This window comes from Kosmotoga sp. DU53 (assembly GCF_001639905.1).
In the GTDB taxonomy this organism is placed as follows: Bacteria; Thermotogota; Thermotogae; order Petrotogales; family Kosmotogaceae; genus Kosmotoga; species Kosmotoga olearia.
In genome coordinates, this window is record NZ_JGCK01000064.1 from 17,968 (window position 1) to 37,514 (window position 19,547).

19 protein-coding genes, 1 tRNA gene and 2 pseudogenes are annotated in these 19,547 nt (G+C 43.3%); 5 read left to right on the forward strand and 17 right to left on the reverse strand.

All coding sequences use genetic code 11. The features are described from left to right. Positions 1–18: 18 nt before the first annotated feature. From coaD to DU53_RS08935, 4 genes are read right to left on the reverse strand one after another with little or no spacing between them, the layout of a single operon-like run. The gene (coaD, locus tag DU53_RS08920; RefSeq protein ID WP_063728451.1) at positions 19–501 is read right to left on the reverse strand and encodes a pantetheine-phosphate adenylyltransferase; all 483 of its coding nucleotides are present in this window, start codon (positions 499–501) and stop codon (positions 19–21) included. Then, positions 498–977 carry an Rrf2 family transcriptional regulator gene (locus tag DU53_RS08925; RefSeq protein ID WP_063728453.1) on the reverse strand — a complete coding sequence of 160 codons (480 nt, stop codon included), beginning with the start codon at positions 975–977 and terminating at the stop codon, positions 498–500. The genes coaD and DU53_RS08925 overlap by 4 nt, the downstream gene beginning before the upstream one ends. Positions 978–980: 3 nt before the next feature. Continuing rightward, the gene (ftsY, locus tag DU53_RS08930; protein ID WP_063728455.1) at positions 981–1,898 is read right to left on the reverse strand and encodes a signal recognition particle-docking protein FtsY; all 918 of its coding nucleotides are present in this window, start codon (positions 1,896–1,898) and stop codon (positions 981–983) included. Position 1,899: 1 nt separating this feature from the next. Continuing rightward, positions 1,900–3,645, reverse strand: a complete 1,746-nt coding sequence (locus tag DU53_RS08935; protein WP_015869041.1) for a proline--tRNA ligase — start codon at positions 3,643–3,645, stop codon at positions 1,900–1,902. Between the two features lie 131 nt (positions 3,646–3,776). Here DU53_RS08935 and DU53_RS08940 point away from each other — a divergent pair. Then, positions 3,777–4,636, forward strand: a pseudogene (locus tag DU53_RS08940) (purine-nucleoside phosphorylase). Between the two features lie 48 nt (positions 4,637–4,684). On the opposite strand, the gene DU53_RS08945 reads toward DU53_RS08940, so the two are convergent. The 11 genes and pseudogenes from DU53_RS08945 to DU53_RS08995 form a co-directional block, all read right to left on the reverse strand. Then, a tRNA-Val gene (locus DU53_RS08945) sits at positions 4,685–4,759 on the reverse strand. Between the two features lie 62 nt (positions 4,760–4,821). Next, positions 4,822–6,195: a cysteine--tRNA ligase gene (gene cysS, locus DU53_RS08950; protein ID WP_041289015.1), complete on the reverse strand. Its 1,374-nt coding sequence runs from the start codon at positions 6,193–6,195 to the stop codon at positions 4,822–4,824. Beyond that, a pseudogene (gene gltX / locus DU53_RS13360) lies at positions 6,192–7,644 on the reverse strand (glutamate--tRNA ligase). Before gltX ends, cysS begins: the two are co-directional and overlap by 4 nt. A 6-nt stretch (positions 7,645–7,650) precedes the next feature. Next, positions 7,651–8,178 carry an NUDIX hydrolase gene (locus tag DU53_RS08960; RefSeq protein ID WP_015869045.1) on the reverse strand — a complete coding sequence of 176 codons (528 nt, stop codon included), beginning with the start codon at positions 8,176–8,178 and terminating at the stop codon, positions 7,651–7,653. 5 nt (positions 8,179–8,183) lie between these two features. After that, the gene (locus DU53_RS08965; RefSeq protein WP_015869046.1) at positions 8,184–8,582 is read right to left on the reverse strand and encodes a cytidine deaminase; all 399 of its coding nucleotides are present in this window, start codon (positions 8,580–8,582) and stop codon (positions 8,184–8,186) included. Further along, the gene (locus DU53_RS08970; protein WP_015869047.1) at positions 8,530–9,909 is read right to left on the reverse strand and encodes a hemolysin family protein; all 1,380 of its coding nucleotides are present in this window, start codon (positions 9,907–9,909) and stop codon (positions 8,530–8,532) included. Before DU53_RS08970 ends, DU53_RS08965 begins: the two co-directional genes overlap by 53 nt. Positions 9,910–9,944: 35 nt before the next feature. Continuing rightward, a complete protein-coding gene (locus tag DU53_RS08975; protein WP_015869048.1) occupies positions 9,945–10,412 on the reverse strand; it encodes a 23S rRNA (pseudouridine(1915)-N(3))-methyltransferase RlmH in 468 nt (155 codons plus the stop codon). Beyond that, positions 10,402–11,622, reverse strand: a complete 1,221-nt coding sequence (gene hutI / locus DU53_RS08980; RefSeq protein ID WP_201030048.1) for an imidazolonepropionase — start codon at positions 11,620–11,622, stop codon at positions 10,402–10,404. The genes DU53_RS08975 and hutI overlap by 11 nt, the downstream gene beginning before the upstream one ends. Before the next feature lie 2 nt (positions 11,623–11,624). Next, positions 11,625–12,536 (reverse strand): glutamate formimidoyltransferase, encoded by a 912-nt coding sequence (gene ftcD / locus DU53_RS08985; RefSeq protein ID WP_015869050.1) that lies wholly within the window; start codon positions 12,534–12,536, stop codon positions 11,625–11,627. Between the two features lie 52 nt (positions 12,537–12,588). Then, positions 12,589–13,650, reverse strand: a complete 1,062-nt coding sequence (locus DU53_RS08990; protein ID WP_015869051.1) for an FtsW/RodA/SpoVE family cell cycle protein — start codon at positions 13,648–13,650, stop codon at positions 12,589–12,591. Continuing rightward, on the reverse strand, positions 13,634–14,557 hold the full coding sequence (locus tag DU53_RS08995) for a TIGR00269 family protein (RefSeq protein ID WP_015869052.1): 924 nt from the start codon (positions 14,555–14,557) through the stop codon (positions 13,634–13,636). The genes DU53_RS08990 and DU53_RS08995 overlap by 17 nt, the downstream gene beginning before the upstream one ends. Before the next feature lie 151 nt (positions 14,558–14,708). Between DU53_RS08995 and DU53_RS09000 the strand changes: the two genes are divergently transcribed. From DU53_RS09000 to DU53_RS09015, 4 genes are all read left to right on the forward strand, one after another. Next, positions 14,709–15,545, forward strand: coding sequence for a Rossmann-like and DUF2520 domain-containing protein (locus DU53_RS09000; protein WP_015869053.1), 837 nt, complete (start codon positions 14,709–14,711; stop codon positions 15,543–15,545). Further along, positions 15,523–16,326 (forward strand): 3-methyl-2-oxobutanoate hydroxymethyltransferase, encoded by an 804-nt coding sequence (gene panB / locus DU53_RS09005; RefSeq protein WP_063728459.1) that lies wholly within the window; start codon positions 15,523–15,525, stop codon positions 16,324–16,326. The genes DU53_RS09000 and panB overlap by 23 nt, the downstream gene beginning before the upstream one ends. Positions 16,327–16,469: 143 nt before the next feature. Next, the gene (locus DU53_RS09010; RefSeq protein ID WP_082853899.1) at positions 16,470–17,126 is read left to right on the forward strand and encodes a mechanosensitive ion channel family protein; all 657 of its coding nucleotides are present in this window, start codon (positions 16,470–16,472) and stop codon (positions 17,124–17,126) included. A 4-nt stretch (positions 17,127–17,130) separates the two neighbouring features. Continuing rightward, a complete protein-coding gene (locus tag DU53_RS09015; protein WP_015869056.1) occupies positions 17,131–17,856 on the forward strand; it encodes a biotin--[acetyl-CoA-carboxylase] ligase in 726 nt (241 codons plus the stop codon). On the opposite strand, the gene DU53_RS09020 is transcribed toward DU53_RS09015, so the two are convergent. Then, complete coding sequence (locus DU53_RS09020; RefSeq protein WP_015869057.1) at positions 17,846–18,070, reverse strand: S4 domain-containing protein; 225 nt, start codon at positions 18,068–18,070, stop codon at positions 17,846–17,848. The two genes, DU53_RS09015 and DU53_RS09020, sit on opposite strands and share 11 nt — an antisense overlap. Before the next feature lie 113 nt (positions 18,071–18,183). Beyond that, positions 18,184–19,515, reverse strand: a complete 1,332-nt coding sequence (locus DU53_RS09025; RefSeq protein ID WP_015869058.1) for a hypothetical protein — start codon at positions 19,513–19,515, stop codon at positions 18,184–18,186. Positions 19,516–19,547: the final 32 nt, after the last annotated feature.

Below are 19,547 nucleotides of genomic sequence, written 5' to 3' on the forward strand. Positions count from 1 at the left end.
AATAATATTTCAAAGTCGTTAAGTTGAACCTGAAAATTTTCTTTTCAGGGCTTCCTCAACGTATGGAGGAACCCATAAAGAAACATCTCCACCGAAACTTGCAGCCTCTCTAACAATAGAAGAAGATAAGAAAGAGTATTTAGGATCCGTCATGAGAAAAACCGTTTCCAGGTCGGCGTACATGGCCTTATTGATGTGTGCCACCTGAATCTCCATTTCAAAATCAGAGATAGCGCGAAGACCTCTAACTACTATCTTGATACCGGTCTTTCTAGCGTAATCTACCAATAACCCTTCGTAAGAATCTGCTCGAGCGTTTTGAATTCCTTCAACCGCTTTTTCAACCATCGACAACCTTTCGGAAAAAGTAAAAAAGTATCTTTTGTTGATGTTCTTCATTACCAGAACAACAACCTCATCGAAGATCTTTGAAGCGCGTTTTAAGATATCCATATGACCGTAGGTTATTGGATCAAAGGATCCGGGATAAATTGCTTTCACCTTGACTCCCCCGTTTCTGGTTTCTCTTCGAGTTGCAATTCTACCCGTTTGTTCTTTTTTAGTTTTTCTCCTATTTCGATTAGATCAGCCAGCGTCATTTTTCCAAGCTCACGCATCATGGAATTATAAAGCCGGAACCAGACATATTTTACAGTACAATTCGGATCTATATCACATTCTGTATTTTCTCTTACGCAGACGTATGAATTCATTGGTTTATCGAGTTTGAGTATTACATCCCTCAGGTAGATTTCGTTGGCCGGTTTGGCGAGTACATAACCACCATAGCGTCCCCTTGTTGCTTTAACGAATCCTGCATCCCTGAGCTCTGCGAAAATCTTTTCCAGAAAATCTCTCGGGATCATGTCGCGTTCCGCTATTTTTGCCAGCGATAGCTTTGGATTGCCGCTTTCAGCGGCAAGTGCAAGCTCGTAAAGCGCTCTGAGAGCGTAGCTGCTTTTAACGGTGAATCCCATGGATTACACCTCCGTATCCATGGCTTCTTCTGTTGCCAGAAGGGCATCGACGAATTCTTCCGGATCGAAGGGTTTTAAATCATCGACACCTTCGCCAACACCGATGTATTTAACGGGTGTTTTAAGCTCTTTTTTTATTGCAAAAACAATACCGCCCTTGGCTGTACCATCGAGTTTCGTTAGAACAATACCCGTGATGTTAACTGTTTCAGCGAACTTTTTCGCCTGCACCAGCCCATTTTGCCCCGTTGTCGCATCTATAACCAGCCAAACATCGTGAGGGGCACCTGGTAGGACTCTTCCAATCGTTCGATGAACCTTCTTTAACTCTTCCATGAGGTTATGTCGGGTATGCAACCTTCCGGCGGTATCGATTATGACAATGTCCTTTCCCTTGCTTTTTGCGTGCATAACGGCATCATAAGCCACGGCAGCTGCGTCTGCTCCCTGGCCCTGTGAAATGAAATCAGCTCCCACTCGTTCGCTCCAGACCTTTAACTGTTCAACGGCCGCTGCCCTGAAGGTATCTGCCGCCGCCAAAACAACACGTTTTCCCTGTTCTTTGAAAATCCTTGAAAGCTTTCCGATTGTGGTTGTTTTTCCCGTACCGTTAACTCCCACGATCAGCAGGACGTATGGTTTGGGTGTTTCCTTTTTTTCTTCCTCATCGTCTTTCAGGATGTCTATGAGAACTTTTTTTAAAGCTGTATTTGGATCTTTCACTTCTTTGACCTTTTCTTTTAAACGCTCTATTACCTCTTCAACGGTTTCAACACCCATGTCTGAAAGAATTAAAAGTTCTTCGAGTTCCTCAAGGGTTTCCGCATCAAGTTTTTCGAGACTTAGAATGTTCTTGACTTTGCTGAATACGCTATCACGGGTTTTTTTCAGGCCTTCTTTTATCTTAGAAAGGAATCCCATGTTAATCTACCTCCGCCACCTTTGCAGGATCGTATTTTTTCAGCAGTTTTTCCACGGTTTCAAGGACTGAATCATAACCTTCGGAGATAGAGACTTCCACGAGTTGTTTTTCGGTCCGGAGTTTCAGTTCTATGAGCCCTTTTGTGAGTTTTTTACCCACGGTGATCCTCAAAGGTATTCCTATGAGGTCTGCATCTTTGAACTTAACACCAGGGGAAGCCTGCCGGTCGTCCAGGAGAACCTCGTATTTCTCCTTCAGAAGTTCGTACAATTCCTCTCCAACCTTAGAAATCTGTTCCTGAGATGGATTCACCATGGTAATGATGATATGGAAGGGTGCAATGGAAAGGGGCCATATCATACCGTGCTCGTCATGCATCTGTTCAACAACAGCACTCATGGTTCTTGAAATTCCCCAACCATAACATCCCATTATATAAGGATGATTTTCGCCATTTTCATCTGTGAAATATCCGTTCATCTTTTCGGAGTATTTGGTCCCGAGCTTGAAGATATGCCCTAGCTCTATACCTTTGGTCATCTTCATTGGTTTTCCGCACTTTGGACAGGGATCGCCTTCAACGGCTAGTTTGAGATCGAACCATTCATCAACAGAAAAATCTCTACCTAAACAGACGCCCTTATAGTGATAGCCTTCCTTCATTCCACCAACAACGAAATTTCTCAATGGTTTTACTGTGAAATCGGCTACGATTTTGACCTTGTCGTTCATACCCACAGGCCCTATGAATCCTATCGGGACGCCGAAGTTTTCAAGAACTTCTTCCAGAGTTGCCATTGTCAGGGTCTGGTCCTTCAAATGTGCCTTAAGCTTGGATTCGTTCAGTTCCTGATCGCCTCTTATAAGAGCCATTACGAACCCTTCTTTGCCCCTGTACAGCAGGGACTTTACAATCTGCTCCGGTGTTACTTTCAGGAAATCCGCAACTTCCTGTACGGTTCTGACGCCGGGTGTTTCAACCAGTTCAAGTGCCTTTTCTTCCTGAACATCAGGATCTTCGTCGCTGAGCATCATGTATTCAGCCTTTTCGTCACTTGCCGCATAGCCACAATCACAGTAAAGCAACGTTGACTCGCCTGTGTCTGCTAGGGCGTTGAATTCATGTGATTCATCTCCGCCTATTGCGCCAGTATCCGCTTCAACGACGAGATATTTAAGACCTATTCTTTCCATGATTCTGCCATATGCTTTATAGAAATCTTTATAGGCTTTATCTAAAGACTCCCAGTCTGTGTGAAAACTGTATGCATCTTTCATGAGAAATTCTCGTGCCCTTATCAAACCAAAGCGTGGCCTTATTTCATCCCTATATTTGTTGGCTATTTGAAATAGAGAAAGAGGAAACTGTCTATAAGATCTTAATTCATTCCTTACTATGCTTGTCAGTAACTCTTCATGTGTTGGACCGAGAGTAAAATCACGTTCATGACGATCCTTGAATTTCATCATTTCTGGACCATAATCGTCCCATCTTCCGGATTCGAACCACAGCTCCGCAGGCTGAATGATGGGCATGAGAATCTCCTGGCAACCGATAGCTGCCATTTCTTCACGGACGATTTGCTCCACTTTTTTTAATACCCTGAGTCCGAGCGGCAGATATGTATAGACTCCAGCTGCATTTTTCCTTACAAATCCTCCCCGGATTAAAAGTTTGATACTTACAAGATCGGCATCGGAAGGTGCTTCTTTTAGTGTAGGGGCATACAACTGTGAAAAACGCATATATTCGATTCTCCTTTCGTTACCAAAATAGACTATTTCGGTTGTGATTATAACATGTCCAGACATAGTTTTCCTGATTTGTTATAATCTAATTGAAGTTAACAAGTTGAATTAGTGAGGAGGGAAACAGAATGTCTATTTTTGATCTCAAAAAAGAAATTCAGGAATATGTTCAAAAGGTAAAAAATTCAGCTCATTATCTCGAAGAGAGATTTCCTGAGAATCCAAAGATAGGTATTATCCTTGGGTCCGGTTTGGGTGATATATCCAAAAGTCTCGAAGATCCCATTGCAGTGCCTTATTCTGAGATACCTGACTTTCCAGAATCAACAGCTCCCGGGCATAAAGGAGAACTGATTTTTGGTAAAATCAGTGATCAACCGGTTATCCTTATGAACGGAAGGTTCCATTATTATGAGGGTTATGATATGCGTACCGTGACTTTTCCGATACGTGTCATGCAGGAACTTGGCGTCCAGATTTTAGTGGTTACCAATGCTGCTGGTGGACTCGATCCCGATTTTGAAGTAGGTCATCCGATGATAATAAGGATCATATAAACTTCATGGGGAATAACCCGCTGATTGGCCCCAATATTGAAAAATGGGGGCCAAGATTCCCGGATATGAGTGAACCCTATGACAGAAAACTCAGCGAATTAGCCGTTCTTAGTGCTAAGGAGCTTGGTATCGGAGTATATCAGGGTGTTTACGTTGGTGTTTCCGGGCCGAGTTTCGAAACCCCGGCAGAGCTCAGGATGTTGAGACGCTTTGGAGCTGATGCTGTTGGAATGTCCACAGTTCCGGAGGTTATAGTAGCTAAACACGCGGGAATGCGTGTCCTGGGGATTTCTGCCATCACAGATAGAGCCGTTCCTGACGATTTGAAACCTCTTACAGCGGAAGAGGTTATAGAGGTTGCGAACAGAACGGGGAAACAGATTGCAGCAATTATCCTCAAAGTTATGCAGAAGATAAAAGAATCGAAGTGATTTCGAAGATAAAAAACGGGGAGACAGTTTGTCTCCCCATTTTTTATTTGGTGGGTGCGGCAGGGATTGAACCTACGACCTCTTCCTCGTCAAGGAAGCGCTCTCCCACTGAGCTACGCACCCTCCAACGATGTAAATTCTAACATCGACAATTGAAGTTGTCAAGCGTCAGCAACGCCAGAACTTTAGAAAGTGTACTTCGTTCCTTCCGGTGTATCCATGAGTTTTATTCCAAGTTCGTTGAGCCTATCTCGGATCTGATCAGCTTTCTCGTAGTTTTTATCCTTCTTGAATTCTGCGCGTATCTCTATCAGTAGTTTTACGAGACCATCGATGTTTGCACTTACCTCTTCGTCCTTTTCGAGTATTCCCAGAACGGGGCCGAATTCATTTCGGATAAGATGATAGATTTCCAGTTTTCTGTTTCTGTTTTTTGTCTCACCCATTTTATTGATCAGATCGAACATCAAGGCAACGGCTTTTGGGGTGTTAAAGTCGTCATCCAGTGCTTCGATAAAACGTTCTATTTGTTCCTTCACGAAAGGCGTCTTTTTTGAAAACAGTGGTTTGTCACCTTCGGATTTTTCGAAATCCCGGAGTATAGCGTTTACCCTTTTCACCGCTCTCAGGTTTTCAGCGAGCATCTCTTCAGAGTAGTCTATCGGCGAACGGTAGTGCTTGGAGAAGATAAACAATCTGATTGCGTCCTTTCCATATTTTTTGACGGCATCTTTTATCGTGATGAAATTTCCGAGAGATTTTGACATCTTGGAGCCCGCGAGTCTCATCATGCCGTTATGCATCCAGTACCTGGCGAAGGTCTTGCCATGTCGCGCTTCTGATTGAGCTTTTTCATTCTCATGGTGCGGGAATATCAGATCAGCTCCACCAGCATGGATGTCAAAGGTCTCGCCGAGGATGCATGTTGACATCACCGAGCACTCTATATGCCAGCCGGGCCTTCCGGGTCCCCAGGGGCTGTTCCAAAAAGGTTCCCCTTCTTTTGCGGCTTTCCACAATGCGAAATCTTCCGGGGATTTCTTCTTTTCACCCGGCTCGATTCTCGCACCTGCTATCATATCTTCGAGTTTCCTGTGAGATAGTTCTCCATAATTTTTGAATTCCGAGACATTAAAGTACACGTCGCCGTCTACAACGTAGGCAAAACCCTTATCGATCAGATCCTGTATGAATTCTATAATTTCATCTACGAAATGAGTCGTTCTCGGGTGGAAGTTTGCCGGCCTTATCCCCAGAGCCAGAGAATCCTTCCAGTACTGAACGATGTAACGCTCAGCGATTTCCAGCGCATCCACACCTTCCTCATTCGCTTTGATGATTATTTTGTCATCAATATCGGTGAAGTTTTGAGCAAGAATTACCCGGTATCCCCGGTACTCGAGATATCTCCTGAAGGCATCGAAGGTTATGGCGGGGCGGCTGTTCCCGAGATGCACAAAATTGTACACCGTGGGTCCGCAAACGTAGATCCTGACCTCTCCGGGGGTTATCGGGATGAATTCTTCCTTTTTTCCTGTGAGAGTGTTTGTTATCCTCAGCACAGATTACCCACCGCCCTATCTATTCTGTCTATCACTTTATTTCTTCCAAGCAGGTAGAGAATTTCAACGAGTTCAGGCCCTTCGTCCATACCTGTGAGAACCTTCCTGAAGGTGTGATAGAAAAGCTTCCTGTCTGGCTTAATCTCTTTTATCACATTTCTAATAACATCTACTACTATTTTATGGTCCCAACTGTCGAGCTCGTCGAGGCGTTCTTTGATTTTTTTAAGGGCAAGTGCGACTTGTTTTTCCTCCTCGGTTTTAATCGAGAGCTTCATGGTTTCAGGTCCTTTGAAGTAAACGGCTAGTTTTTCGGGAATTTCTTCAAGGGTTTCGACGCCTTTGCGTACAGAGTCCACGGCTTTTCTAAGCCATTTTATGTTCGCTCTTGCTTGTTCTTCCGTCATATACCCTTTCTTGACGATATATGGGATAGCCAGCTCAGTGACTCTTTCTATACTTGTCTGGCGTATGTAAACCCCGTTCATCCAGCGTGCCTTGGTAACGTCAAACACCGCAGGACTTGAATTCAAGCGTTCAAGTGAGAACTTTTCAATCATTTCGTTTTCGTCCATGATCTCTTTACCGTCCGGATGAGACCATCCAAGGAGAACAAGAAAGTTTACGAAAGCTTCAGGCAAGAACCCCTTTTCTCTGAATTCCTCGATGGAGGTATGTCCATGGCGTTTGCTCAGTTTTTTGTCCATCAGGCCCGAGAATGGTCGAAACGTGCGCGAAAGCAGGCGCTTCAACCTCAAAGGCTTCGTATATGGCGAGTTGCCTCAAGGTGTTTGAAAGATGGTCGTCGCCACGAATAACGTGTGTAATTTTCATCGTCATGTCGTCTACAACCACGGCGAAGTTATACGTTGGAAGGCCGTTTGACCTCAGTATAACGAAGTCACCTATCGACCCTTCTTTAAAAGCAACTTTCCCTTTTACGATGTCTATGAACACGAACTCCCTTCGTGGCATCTTGAAGAAGATCGCCGGTTGGAGGCCGCGCTCTTCCAGCTCTTTTCTCCTTTCAGGTGTATCAAATTGTTTAAACAATTCTTCAGAATAGTGAGGCGGCTTGCCTTGTGCAAGCAGTTCATCATGTATTTTTTCAATTTCTTCAGGGTAAGCGTATACTGGATAGGCCTTCCCTTCTTTGATAAGTCTGTCACAGTGTTCACGATAGATCTTCGTTCGCTCGCTCTGCCTGTAAGGGCCATAAGGGCCACCAACATCTGGACCTTCGTCCCAGGAAATTCCGAGCCAGAGGAGAGATTCCATCAGTTTCTCTTCAGATTCTTTTGTTGATCTTTCGATATCGGTGTCCTCTATCCTCAAAACGAATGTTCCACCGGTATGCCTTGCAAAGAGATAATTGAATAACGCCGTTCTTGCACCACCCACGTGCAAATATCCTGTGGGACTTGGCGCGAATCTTACTCTGATCATTGTATATCACCACCTATTTCTAATTCTATCAGCAAAGAGAATTCCGGCAATGGTTTTACCATCCCTTATCTTTCCTTCTAAAATGAGCTGAAGAACTTCTTCAAAAGGCATTTCGATGGCATCGATTATCTCGTCTTCATCCGGATTGGGTGCGGAGTTACGCTCTACTTCCGCCAGATAAAGATATATCCTTTCATCAGAGAACCCCGGGGAGGTGTATAACTGAGTCATAAGCGTTATTTTTTTTGGTGAGCAACCTGTTTCTTCCATTAATTCTCTTTTAGCGCATTCTAGGGGATCCTCACCCATTTCGAGTTTTCCAGCCGGAATTTCCAGCAGATCATCTTCAACGGGAAATCTGTACTGTTTAACCATCAATACCCTGTCTTCTAAAAGGGCTACAACAGCAACGGCACCCGGGTGTCTTACCACTTCGCGGAAGCTTTTTGAACCATTCTCTAACTCTACCTCGTGTTTTTCGAGTTTTACCACTTTTCCTTCGAAATATGTTTTAAAACCCAGAGATTTTTCCATAGATATCACTCATCCTCATTCAGTTTGAATTGTAAAGGTAGCAATTCTGAAACAGATGTTCTGATGATTTTCTCTTTTCCCACAAGAATTACATCGAAATCTCCGAACTCTGCCATAACCTGTCTGCAAGCCCCGCAGGGTGGCGTGGGGTCATCCTGTGAACCTATTATCGCGATGGCTTTGAATTTCCGTTTCCCGGAAGAAACAGCCGAGAAGATCGCGGAACGTTCAGCGCAGATCGTCAGGCCGAAAGAAGAATTCTCGATGTTTGTTCCGAGAAATATCTCGCCATCTTCTGTCAGCAGTGCTGCTCCAACGGCAAAGTTGGAATAAGGAGAATAGGACCTTTCTTTAGCCTTTGTTGCCATTTCTATCAGTTTTTTCTCCAGGTCTTTCTGCAACATTTTTCTTCCCCCGATCTACTATTAGTCTGATTTTTTCGATCTTCTTTTTTCCTGCGGCAAGGATTTCAAAAATGAAATCTCCGACCACAATACGTTCGCCAATTTCCGGGAACCTTTCAAGGATCTCAAGCAGGTATCCCCCGATGGTCTCATATTCTGTTTCCGGGAACTTTACGTCGAGTTCCCTTTCAAGGTCGTTGATGGGTGTCATGGCATCAACTATATAAACATTATCACCCACCTTTTTGATGGTAATTTCTTCGGCTTCGATATCGTATTCATCCAGGATTTCACCGGTGAGTTCTTCAAGAATGTCTTCCATTGTAACCAATCCAGCGGTTCCGCCGTATTCATCAACGACAATCGCAAGGTGTATTTTCTGTTCCTTAAATTCTTTCATAAGGTCGTCAACTTTCTTTGTCTCAGGGACGAAATATGGTTGTCGCATCATCTCTTTTACCGGAGTTTTTTCAAGGGTTTCTTTCTCGTCATTGGTATCGATGATGTACCTGAAAAGGTCTTTGGCATAACAAACGCCCACGATCCTGTCAATGTTTTCCCTATAAACAGGTATCCTCGAGTAGCCCTCATCCTCGACAACTTTCATTAGATCCATAAGAGATTCATTCTCTTCCATGCATACCATTTCAACCCTTGGTGTCATGATTTCCCTTACCGAAATATCCTTAAGCTCCAGCGAACGTTTCATCATCTGTCTTTCCTGATCTTGAAGGACACCTTCTTTGTGTCCAACATCAACAGCGGATATGATCTCATCTTCAGTGATAAAAGGCGTCTCTCGCATTGATTTTCCCCCGATTATGACTATGAAGAAATTCGATAGACTCACAAGAAGCCATATCACAGGTTTGAGTACGATCGTAATAAAGGAAATGAGACCTATAACACTATTAAATACTTTTTCTGTATTCTCCCTTGCGTATATCTTCGGTGTAATTTCTCCAAAAACGAGTATCAGGAAGGTCATTATACCTGTGACGACTGCAGCAGCAACACCCTCCGACGTTTCTGGTAACAACTTAAGAGCTAACAGTGTGGCCTCAGCTGAAGCAAGGATATTCACGAGATTGTTCATAACAAGGATTGCTGTCAGCATCTTGTTTGGTTGTTCGATGTACTTGTTTATCATTTCTTTTCTTGAGTCATCTTTTTCGTCTTCTGCGTACTTCCGCAATTTCAACTTGCTGACGGACATGAGGGCAGTCTCAGAACCGGAAAACACCCCAGAAAGAAACAGCAGGAAAATCAAAAAAATGAGATTAATGATAATAGATAAAGGATCACCACTACTGGCAGGTTCTTCCACTCTTGTTCCACCTCCAAAAAAATATCGGTTGTTTTTCAATAATGATAAATCATTCCACGGTTTATAGTTTCAGCTCTGTACAGCTGTTCAAGTAAGACAAGAAGGGCCATTTCGTGGGTGAAGGTCATTCGTGACAGCGATAATTTCTTCCAGTTTTGTGAAAGCACGTTATCACTGAACCCCAGAGGCCCTCCGATTATGAATATGAGCTTCCTCGTACCACTATTTTGCCACTTTTTTATAAAAGTTGCAAATTCCATAGAGCTCAGTTCTTCACCGCGCTCGTGAAGCACAACAACGTTCTTTTCATTTTGCAACGCTTTGAGGTAGCGTTCGCCTTCTTTTTTCTTTATTTGATCCCTGTTGGCCGATGTGCTGCCGGCTAGAGGGAAAGACGTTATTTTAATTTTATGATATGGTCTAATCCATTTTAGATATTGTTCCACACCTTCTAAAATGAATTTGGTTTTCACTTTACCCGTTAGATAGATTTCAAGATTCATGGAAAACCACTCTGCCTGATTTTATTACAGAAACAACAGTAATTCGTGAAAACATGTAAGGGATTTCAGTATAGGAATTTAGTCCCAATAAAACAATGTCAGCATCGTACCCTTCTTCTATCTTTCCTTTCCTGTTAGAAAGGTTCAGAATATGAGCGGCGTTTATGGTGTAAGCAGTGACAGCTTCTTCGATTTCCAAGCCACACCGGGTAACAGCCAGGTGCATGATCAAATAAGGATCGTATATATTGCACGAACCAGGGTTAAAATCAGAAGCCAGAGCAACAGCACTTCCCAGATCTATCATCTTTCTACCTCTGGCGAAACGTTCTTTCAGAAAGAAAGATGTTCCCGGAAGGATAACAGCTGTTGTTGCACTTTTAGAGATAGCCTCGAGGGTTTCGTCATCAGCGGATATGAGATGGTCTGCGGATACCGCTCTGAGTTCAACGGCGAGCTTACCAGCCCCGGAGGGTGCCAATTCATCGGCGTGCAATCTCAAGCGGAAACCCATGGCTTTAGCTCTTTCAAGGAATTCCCTCGATTCCTCGACTTCGAAAACTCCTTTTTCACAGAAAATATCTACCGTGTCAGTATATTCTCTCACATCCTTGAGCATGTTGGAAAGGTAATTTAGATACTCCTTCTTGTCTTCGAATTCTTCTGGTAAAGCATGTGCCCCAAGAAAGGTCGGGATAACGTCAACAAGTTGAACTTTGTTTAATAATTTCAATGCTTTCAATTGCTTTATTTCAGCTGTTTTTTCTAGCCCGTAACCGCTTTTCCCCTCAACGGTGGTAACTCCCAGCTTTAGCATCTCATTCAGTGCATATGCTCCTCTTAAAACAAGTTCTTTGAGTGAGGCCTTTCTTACTGCCTTAACAGTGGATAATATGCCACCTCCCGCCTGCATGATCTCCATGTAGCTTTTTCCGTGAAGCCGCATTATGAACTCATGAGCCCGGTTACCGGTAAATGGAATGTGGGTGTGGGGATCCACAAGTCCCGGAAGGGCGATTGCGCCATTAGCGTTTATTGTTCGCAGAGCCGGGGGGATTTCAGAACCAATATAAACGATTTTTCCATCTTTTATAGCTATATTCTTATTCTTTCGAATTGAGAGCTGCGACATATTTTTGCCGCAGACAGGTGGTTTGCCTTTTGGAGAAACTATTTCTGAAAGGTTTGTTATTGTGAGGTCAACCCTCACACTCATTCCTCCTCTACTATCTTCTGAAGAATCTTGTTTTCCAGTACGGTACTGGAATCAAATTTTTCCAGTCTGAGATAGAAATCAGCAACGGAACTCAGAGCATTCAGCGGGATGAGTCCCACAATTTCTGAACCAACGATGGGAACACCGTATCTTTCAGCTTCCAGTTTTATAACTTCAAAAACGCGGTGAATTGGTGTCTTTTTGAAGTTCGTAAGGTTCATGGACACTTGAACGATCTTTCTTTCCTCGAGTTTGAATCCCAGGGCTTTGACGTATCTGAACCCACCGCTTATATGTCTGACGGCCTTTGCTATTTTCTTCGCGACCTCGATATTGTCTGTTCCAAGATTTACGTTAAAAGCTATCAAGAACTCTCTACAACCGACAGCAACAACACCCGCGGAAGGGTGAACTTTGTCAGGACCAAAATCTGGTTTCCACTCTTTCATTTTTATTTTTTCAGAAAAGCCCTCGAATTCGCCCTTTCTTATGTTAGAAAGGTTTTCACGGGTGGGTGAGGTTGCGGATTGTTCGTATAGATAAACAGGTATATTGAGTTCATTGCCGATTCTCTCGCCGAGGATCCTGGATAAGCTAATACATTCATCTTTCGTGACATTCATTATGGGAACAAGCGGTATGACATCAGTTGCTCCCATTCTTGGGTGTTCGCCTGTGTGCTTTCTCAGGTCAATGAGCTCAGCTGCCTTTTTTGTCATCTTGAAAAGTGCTTCGAGCAATGGTTCAGGTTCTCCCACCAGTGTCACCACTGAACGATTGTGGTCAGGGTCGCTTGAATAATCGAGTATCCATACCCTTCTGATCTTACGGGCTTCGTTCACTATCCCTTCAATAACCTCTTTTCTTCTTCCTTCGCTGAAGTTAGGAACAGATTCTACGAGTTTCATTTCGCTACCTCCCCTCTTTATTCTTTTCAATTATAGCGCAAGTGGAGGAAAACTATGTCTTTGCAGTTTTTTCAGAAGCTCCGTATATCATGCCGAGCTGTGCTGAGAAGAAAAGGGCAGAACTGCCACCGTAGCTGATGAAGGGCAGGGGGATACCGGTGACCGGGAAAAGCCCGAGATTCATTCCGATGTTTTCGATAATGTGGAAGAGAATAATGGTTAAAAAGCCTGTAGATACGAGAGCCATGAATTCAGAATGGGTGTTTTTTGCTGTCTTCCATATTCTCCATATCAGAACGGTATAGAGTGCTATAAGCAAAACGGAACCCAAAAAACCAAATTGTTCCCCGACGGCTGAGAAAATGAAGTCTGTATGATTTTCAGGAACGAACCCGTACCTGCTCATATCACCCTGTAAGAACCCTTTTCCGGAGAATCCGCCGGAACCTATTGCCCTCATTGCCTGGATTGTATTGTAAGCGGCCTCCCTTGAATAAGCTGCTGGATTGAGAAAACTCAGTATTCGCTTCAACTGGTATTCTTTCAAGCCAAAGAATAGCACGAAGGGAGAAACCGCTATTATGATGATGAAAGAAGCGATCAGGAGCCTGTCAAATTTAGCACTAACAAAAGTAATAACGAACCACAACGCGAAAAGCATGAGGGCTGTACCAAAGTCCGGTTCGATAAAAACAAGAAAGGAAGCCGCAATGGTTGTAAAAAATCCGATTATTCCGATTTTCAGAGTCTGGTCCTTTGTATAAAGCCAGGCGAGAAACATAACGATAGATAATTTTGCGAGTTCTGAAGGTTGAAAGCTCGCGATTCCAAGATCCAGCCAGCGGTTTGCACCTGCGACGGGTGGTGTCAATAAAACAACGACGAGTAACCCAAAAGAAAGCAACAAAAGATAAACGGCGTTGTCTTCCCAGAATTTTCTTTTTATTCTGCTGAATAGGAAGAACACGCCGACGGATAGTATATCCCAGGAAAGTTGTCTGTAAAAGAGATAGGAGAATCTCCTCCCCCATGTTACGCTGTATAGAATGGTCAGCCCGAAAACTAAAATAATTATGTAGGACAGAAAGAGAATCACATCATGTTCTTTTTTCATTTAGCTTTTGCTCCAGGCGTTCAGTGAGTTTACAGAATGAACACACTTCTTGTGTTGTTGGATAACCGCACCTTGAACATTCGTTTAGTTTGACAGAATCTTCTTCGGCATTATCGAATATCCCTTTGTTTTTATAATAATCCATGAGGAACCGTTGTTTTGCGCCAGGTTGCGATAACTCGAGATCGTTCAGCAGTCTCTTGTATACGATAGAAGAAGCTCCCCTTGCGGAAGGACACTCCTCGAAGATGTATTCTATTCCTTTCATAATGGCAAAGGTGGCAACCTCCTTCTCCGTGACAAGAATCAATGGCTTTACCTTTGGAGTGAGTTTTTCATGAGTTTTTGGAAGTACAGGATATTGCTTTCCCAAATAACCGGTTTGCCAGTGAAGCAGGTTTCCGAGCAGTGTGGCTGCCTCGTCATCCAGATTATGCCCTGTGGCGATTACTTTATAATCGCCTTCGTGGGAGAATTTATTCATGATATAGCGTTTAACAAGACCGCAGACAGAGCAGGTTTTGCGACGCATCTTCCATGCCGCTTCAGGTGTGGAAAGTCCATGGAGGTATTTCCTGACATCTTCAATATGCAAGGTGAGGTTCCTTGATTTCGCGAAGCTTTTTGCTTTTTCTTTGGACGTTTCGGAATAACTTCCGATACCGAGATCTATATAGAGTCCCTCGGTTTGATATTCAAGTCTGTAAAGAACGTCCCAGAGAACAAGGCTGTCCTTGCCACCGGATACGGCGACAAGAATTTTAGAGGATTTATCGAACATCTTGAACATGTGTATAGCCTTTTTCACTCTTGAGAGAAAGAACTCTTCATAATGTTTCGCACATAGAGCTATATTATGTTGTTTGAGATGTATAATTGCCTGAGCTCCGCATTTCTTACATTTCATACCGTTCACAACCTTTCTGGAAGATGTTCCAGGGTTCTAAAGGGTAGTTTACCTTCTTCCCACGTTGTATAATTCTATCATCAGAAGGGTTATTATATTTTTTTCTCCGGTAAAGTCTTTTGTGAAAGGTCTGAATGTGAGGCGAGGTTTTGTGAGCGAAGAGATATCCTTTGTTGGTGCAGGTCGTTCCGGGTCAATGTTTGCTATTTTTTTCAAAGGACTTGGTTATCCCGTAAAATTCATTATCGATTGCATTCCTGAAAAAGCGGTTGAACTATCAAAAAGAGTACCGGGAGCCATTGCAGGTGGAATGGAATTATTGAAAGAGCTTTCCGGTGCAGTATTCATCTCTGTAAATGATGACGCTATTCGGGACGTTTTCCTCAGAATATGGGAGCAAAATACATCACCCGAATATTTCTTTCATTTCAGCGGTGCACACAGTAGCGCTCTTTTTGAGGAAGCCGCAAAGGCTGGAAAGGGTGTTGGGAGCCTGCATCCTAATATATCGATTTCTGATCCTGAAAAAGCCTTGAGACGTATTAGAAATGTGGACTGTATCATAGAAGGAAATGAAAAAGGCTTGAGATTTTTAACAAATTTTTTGCACAAAGCGAGTCTTTCAGTGTCAATTATTGGGAAGAAAGACAAGGTTCTTTACCATACGGCCGCGGTCTTTTCAGCCAATTTCACGCAGGTGCTGTTTGAAATCTCGAGGCGACTGTATGTTGAAGCGGGACTGCCTGATGAAACAGCGCGTAGAATAGTATCAAACTATGCGTCCGTAATTCTTGAAAGGATCAAAAGCGAGGATCTGATAGGTACTCTAACTGGCCCTGCGATCAGGAATGATGTAGAAACTATAAAAAAAGAAACTGAGGAATTGAAAAAACTATCACAGGATCTTTCGGAACTTTACGAACTTTTGAGCAAAACGATAATCAGTTTCAAGGGGAGGGGAAACCTTGAACATAAGGCAGATAATTAATTCAAAGGGCAAGCGAAAGCTTTCCATGGTGACAGCTTACAGTTACTTTCAGGCTAAGATGGCAGAAGAAGCCGGTATAGATATGATGCTTGTTGGAGATTCTTATGGTAATACTATACTCGGTTATGAAAATACCTTACCGGTGACAATGGAGGAGATGCTTATCGCCGTTTCGGCCGTGAGAAGGGGTGCGCCGAACACCTTTGTTATAGCGGATATGCCCTTTTTGTCTTACCAGGTTTCTGAAGAAAAGGCGATAGAAAACGCCGGGCGTTTTATTAAGGTTGGTGCAAACGCTGTGAAGCTTGAAGGCGGCGCCGAGGTTGCGGGGCTTGTGAAGAAACTGGTGGATTTTGGCATACCAGTGATGGGGCACCTTGGGTTGACACCCCAGCATGTTAACGTAATAGGCGGATATCGTGTGCAGGGAAAGACCGATAAAAGTGTTAAACGATTATTGGAAGGCGTCAAGCTATTGGAAGAAGCGGGAGTGTTTGCCATTGTTCTCGAGCTGGTTGTTGAGGGAATAGCAAAAAAGCTTACGGAAGAGACCAGCGTTCCTACGATAGGTATTGGTGCTGGTAGGTATTGTGACGGGCAGGTGCTTGTATGGCATGATCTGCTGGGAATCAATACGGAATTCTCGCCGAGATTCGTCAAGAGATACGCCAATCTGAGAAAGGACATCGTTGATGCCCTGAAGAAGTACAATGAAGAGGTGAAGAACGGGGAATTCCCGGGACCGGAAAATGTTTTTGAGAGTGGTGGTTTTGATGAATAACTGGGTGAACGTTGTTATAAAGATTGGATTGAGTCTGGCTGTTTTAGGCATATCCTTTTATATTCTCAAAAACGATTTTTAAGATTGTCTCCGCAGTTTCGGAAAAGAGAGGGACTCCATTAAAGGCACCCAATACTGTTCGATTGATACTCAATATAGTTTTCTTTCTCATAGCCGCGATGATAATCCTTTCTCTCATCTTTGAAGATCTCGTACCAATAATTACGGGAATAGGTGTTAGCGGGATCATTGTTGGGTTTGCCCTTCAGCAACCGCTGGAAAACCTTGCTTCGGGGCTCTTCCTTCTGGTTGGCCGTACGATAAAGGAAGGCGACGTTGTAAAAGTCGGGGATGATGTTGGCATAGTTGAGCAGGTCAATATAAACCACACCCACATCAGAACATTCGATGGAAAGAAGGTTCTGATACCAAATAAGATCGTCTGGACCAATCCAATCGTTCATTACTGGCCCGGAAATATTCGGCGTATGGAGATGACTGTGGCTCTTCCTTACGAGACGGATATAGGTCTTGCGTTGAAACTCCTGCAGGAGGTCCTCGATGAGGAGGAAATGATAGTGCAAACGGGTGTTTCTAACTTTGTCGTTTTCGATGGATTCAAGTCTTCCAGTATTGATTTCAGGCTTTATTTCTGGTTTGAAAGGAAAAACTACTTTGATGTTCAAAATGCTGTTGCAGAAAGAATTTATAGCAAGTTGAAAGAAAAAGGAATATCCATCCCCTTCCCCCAACTCGATGTGCATGTGAAGGAATTTCCGGAAATGACCCCAAGGGGTTGATGAAATGAAAGTAGGAGAGAAACTGATATCTTTTTCAGTACTTGAATCCACCAACAAATATGCCATTTCGAACATAGATAAGCTGCCGTCCGGAAGTGTTGTTTGGGCTCTGGAACAAACGGGTGGATACGGGAGATTCAAGAGACGATGGATTTCCCCAAAAGGGGGACTGTGGTTCTCGGTAGTGTTCAAACCACGCTTGTTAAGGGATCCAAATCTCTACACCAAAGTCATCTCAGTTGCCGTTGTCGAGACCCTTCAGAGAATCGGCTGCCCGGCAAAAATAAAGTGGCCAAATGATATTGTTGTTTCCGACAGAAAGCTGGCAGGAAGTTTAACAGAAGTGATTTTCAAAGGCACCAGAATTGCCGGTATCGTTGCGGGGATCGGTCTAAACGTGAACAATGATCTGCCCGAAGAATTGAAAGAAACGGGTATTTCCTTGAAAGATGTTATAGGAAAGGAAATGGATGTATCTTTGTTGCTGGCTATTTTGTTGAAAAAAATTGATGCTTTGAGGAGCCGATATGTAATGAAAAAAAAGAGCGGCTATCTAACGAGAAGATGGAAGAAATATCTGGCATATCGCGAAGGTGACGTAGTTGCTGTTAGTCTCAATTCCGGAATGAAGATAAAGGGAACGATATTGAAAATAGCCTCAGACTATATGACAATTATGGACGAGCGTGGAGACGTTCATAAAATAAGGTCAGGAGAATTCATCTCCTGACCTCTTCGATGATTTCTGCACTGAAATCCTCGGTAACTTTCAACGATATAACTCTATTTGAAAAAATAACTTTTAGCTCGTCTCCGGGCTTCAGGGCTACTCCGGGTTTGGTTGTGTGGCCGTTTTTAAGAACGTAGCCTTTTTCAACCGCTTGCTTGGCAAGGGTTCTTCTTTTTATGATTCTGTTCTTTTTAAGAAAAAGATCTACCCTCATAGAGACCACCTCAGTATACGCTTGACTATCTTCGGAGAAGATGGTATAATTTTTTTACGAGATGTTCCTTGCCCCCATCCGCTCTCCGCTCAGCCTGTTGGGGGCTTTTTTTACTACTTAATAACCATTAGTCCTTCAATCCGGGTGTTTACATCTGAATACCATGCCGCTGACATTATTCCACTTTGTATTTCCGTACCGAAGAGTGCTGAAAGTATATAGCCTGTATCCATAAAGAAGGTTAAAAACCTATCTTTTGCCATAAGTTTCAAAAAACTTTGATACAGAGAACTTTGTGTGTAAGGCGTTGAATTGTCAAGAGCAGAATAGGCTTCAGACTTATCGAGATTTGAGGTATAAAGCCATCTGTTGTTTTTCCATATGAACACATTTTTATCGGTCTTCAGCACGTCCTCATTGATAGTGACATCCACTTCTTTGGCAGATAGCGCGTTTTTAACTTCTTCGAGAGTTCCCATATATCCGATGCGGCTTATGGTTTTAACGGGGAGAGTAGGGGCGGTGTTAGCGTTTCCATTTGATTGTTGGGCAGCGAAGAGGTTGTTAAATAGTTCTTCCATGGGGAGATCTATATCAACGAGGATTGTGCCGGTTAAATTCCTGGAAATGCTTTTCAGGATATCCTGTGAGATGCCCAATTTTTCGGACATGAGAGAGAAATTCAATTGTGTGGATAAAAGTTCTTCAGCTTCCGGAAGGTCATTTGCACGGAACATGAATCCAGCAAGAGGTAGATGTGGTAGCTCTTCCAGATCGTTTATTGACATTCCTGAGAAGAGCGTCTTGACTTGTTCTTTCGCTTTATCGGATAGAGGTATTGTGTAGCCCTGGCCTAATAGGAGGTTGTCACTGTATCTGAAGGACATTCTTGAAAGGATGTCGGTGTTGCGCATATATAAATAAGAAATGCCGGGTTCGAGATCACCAGTCAATGCATCAACGGAAATGCCTTTTTTCAAATTGGCATATTCGGTAACATTACCAATAAACAGATAGTTCGAGTCGACCAGTATTTCAAATTCAAAGGGTAAAAAGAAATCGAGCACCTTTTTTAGAGCGGAAGCAACACTTTTGGGATTATTTATAGGGCCAAGAATTATTATCATTTTGTATTCATTTTCGGAGGTAGCCCATGAAGCAATTGCCAGGTCACCGGACAACGCTGCATACACCGATGAAGGATCAACACCATTGTTGTAAGCAACCAGTTCTATCTGCTGACTTATTGTCTGTTCCAGAGCCAGCTGGTTGAGCAAGCTGTCGCCAAGAGTCAGCTTTTTGAATTGCGCGTACGAACCTGGTAGGTTTTCTACCACTATTATCATCTGAGAATCTGATGGTAGCATTGGTGCGAGTTCCAAAATGCCAGCAAAAGAAGCAACGATTACAAGCAGGAACGAAACCAGGAAAATAGTTTTCCTCACAAAAACACCCCCAGTCTATTGATCATAACCAC

Bases quoted from the DNA above. Each gene is read 5' to 3' on its own strand.
- DU53_RS08960 (WP_015869045.1), bottom strand. From the start codon at position 8,178: ATGGAAAAATCTCTGGGTTTTAAAACATATTTCGAAGGAAAAGTGGTA.
- DU53_RS09015 (WP_015869056.1), top strand. From the start codon at position 17,131: ATGAAAGTAGGAGAGAAACTGATATCTTTTTCAGTACTTGAATCCACC.
- DU53_RS09020 (WP_015869057.1), bottom strand. From the start codon at position 18,070: ATGAGGGTAGATCTTTTTCTTAAAAAGAACAGAATCATAAAAAGAAGA.
- DU53_RS08935 (WP_015869041.1), bottom strand. From the start codon at position 3,645: ATGCGTTTTTCACAGTTGTATGCCCCTACACTAAAAGAAGCACCTTCC.
- ftcD (WP_015869050.1), bottom strand. From the start codon at position 12,536: ATGAAACTCGTAGAATCTGTTCCTAACTTCAGCGAAGGAAGAAGAAAA.
- DU53_RS08925 (WP_063728453.1), bottom strand. From the start codon at position 977: ATGGGATTCACCGTTAAAAGCAGCTACGCTCTCAGAGCGCTTTACGAG.
- DU53_RS08975 (WP_015869048.1), bottom strand. From the start codon at position 10,412: ATGAATCTTGAAATCTATCTAACGGGTAAAGTGAAAACCAAATTCATT.
- DU53_RS08965 (WP_015869046.1), bottom strand. From the start codon at position 8,582: ATGTTGCAGAAAGACCTGGAGAAAAAACTGATAGAAATGGCAACAAAG.
- DU53_RS08995 (WP_015869052.1), bottom strand. From the start codon at position 14,557: ATGAAATGTAAGAAATGCGGAGCTCAGGCAATTATACATCTCAAACAA.
- DU53_RS08990 (WP_015869051.1), bottom strand. From the start codon at position 13,650: ATGAAAAAAGAACATGATGTGATTCTCTTTCTGTCCTACATAATTATT.
- ftsY (WP_063728455.1), bottom strand. From the start codon at position 1,898: ATGGGATTCCTTTCTAAGATAAAAGAAGGCCTGAAAAAAACCCGTGAT.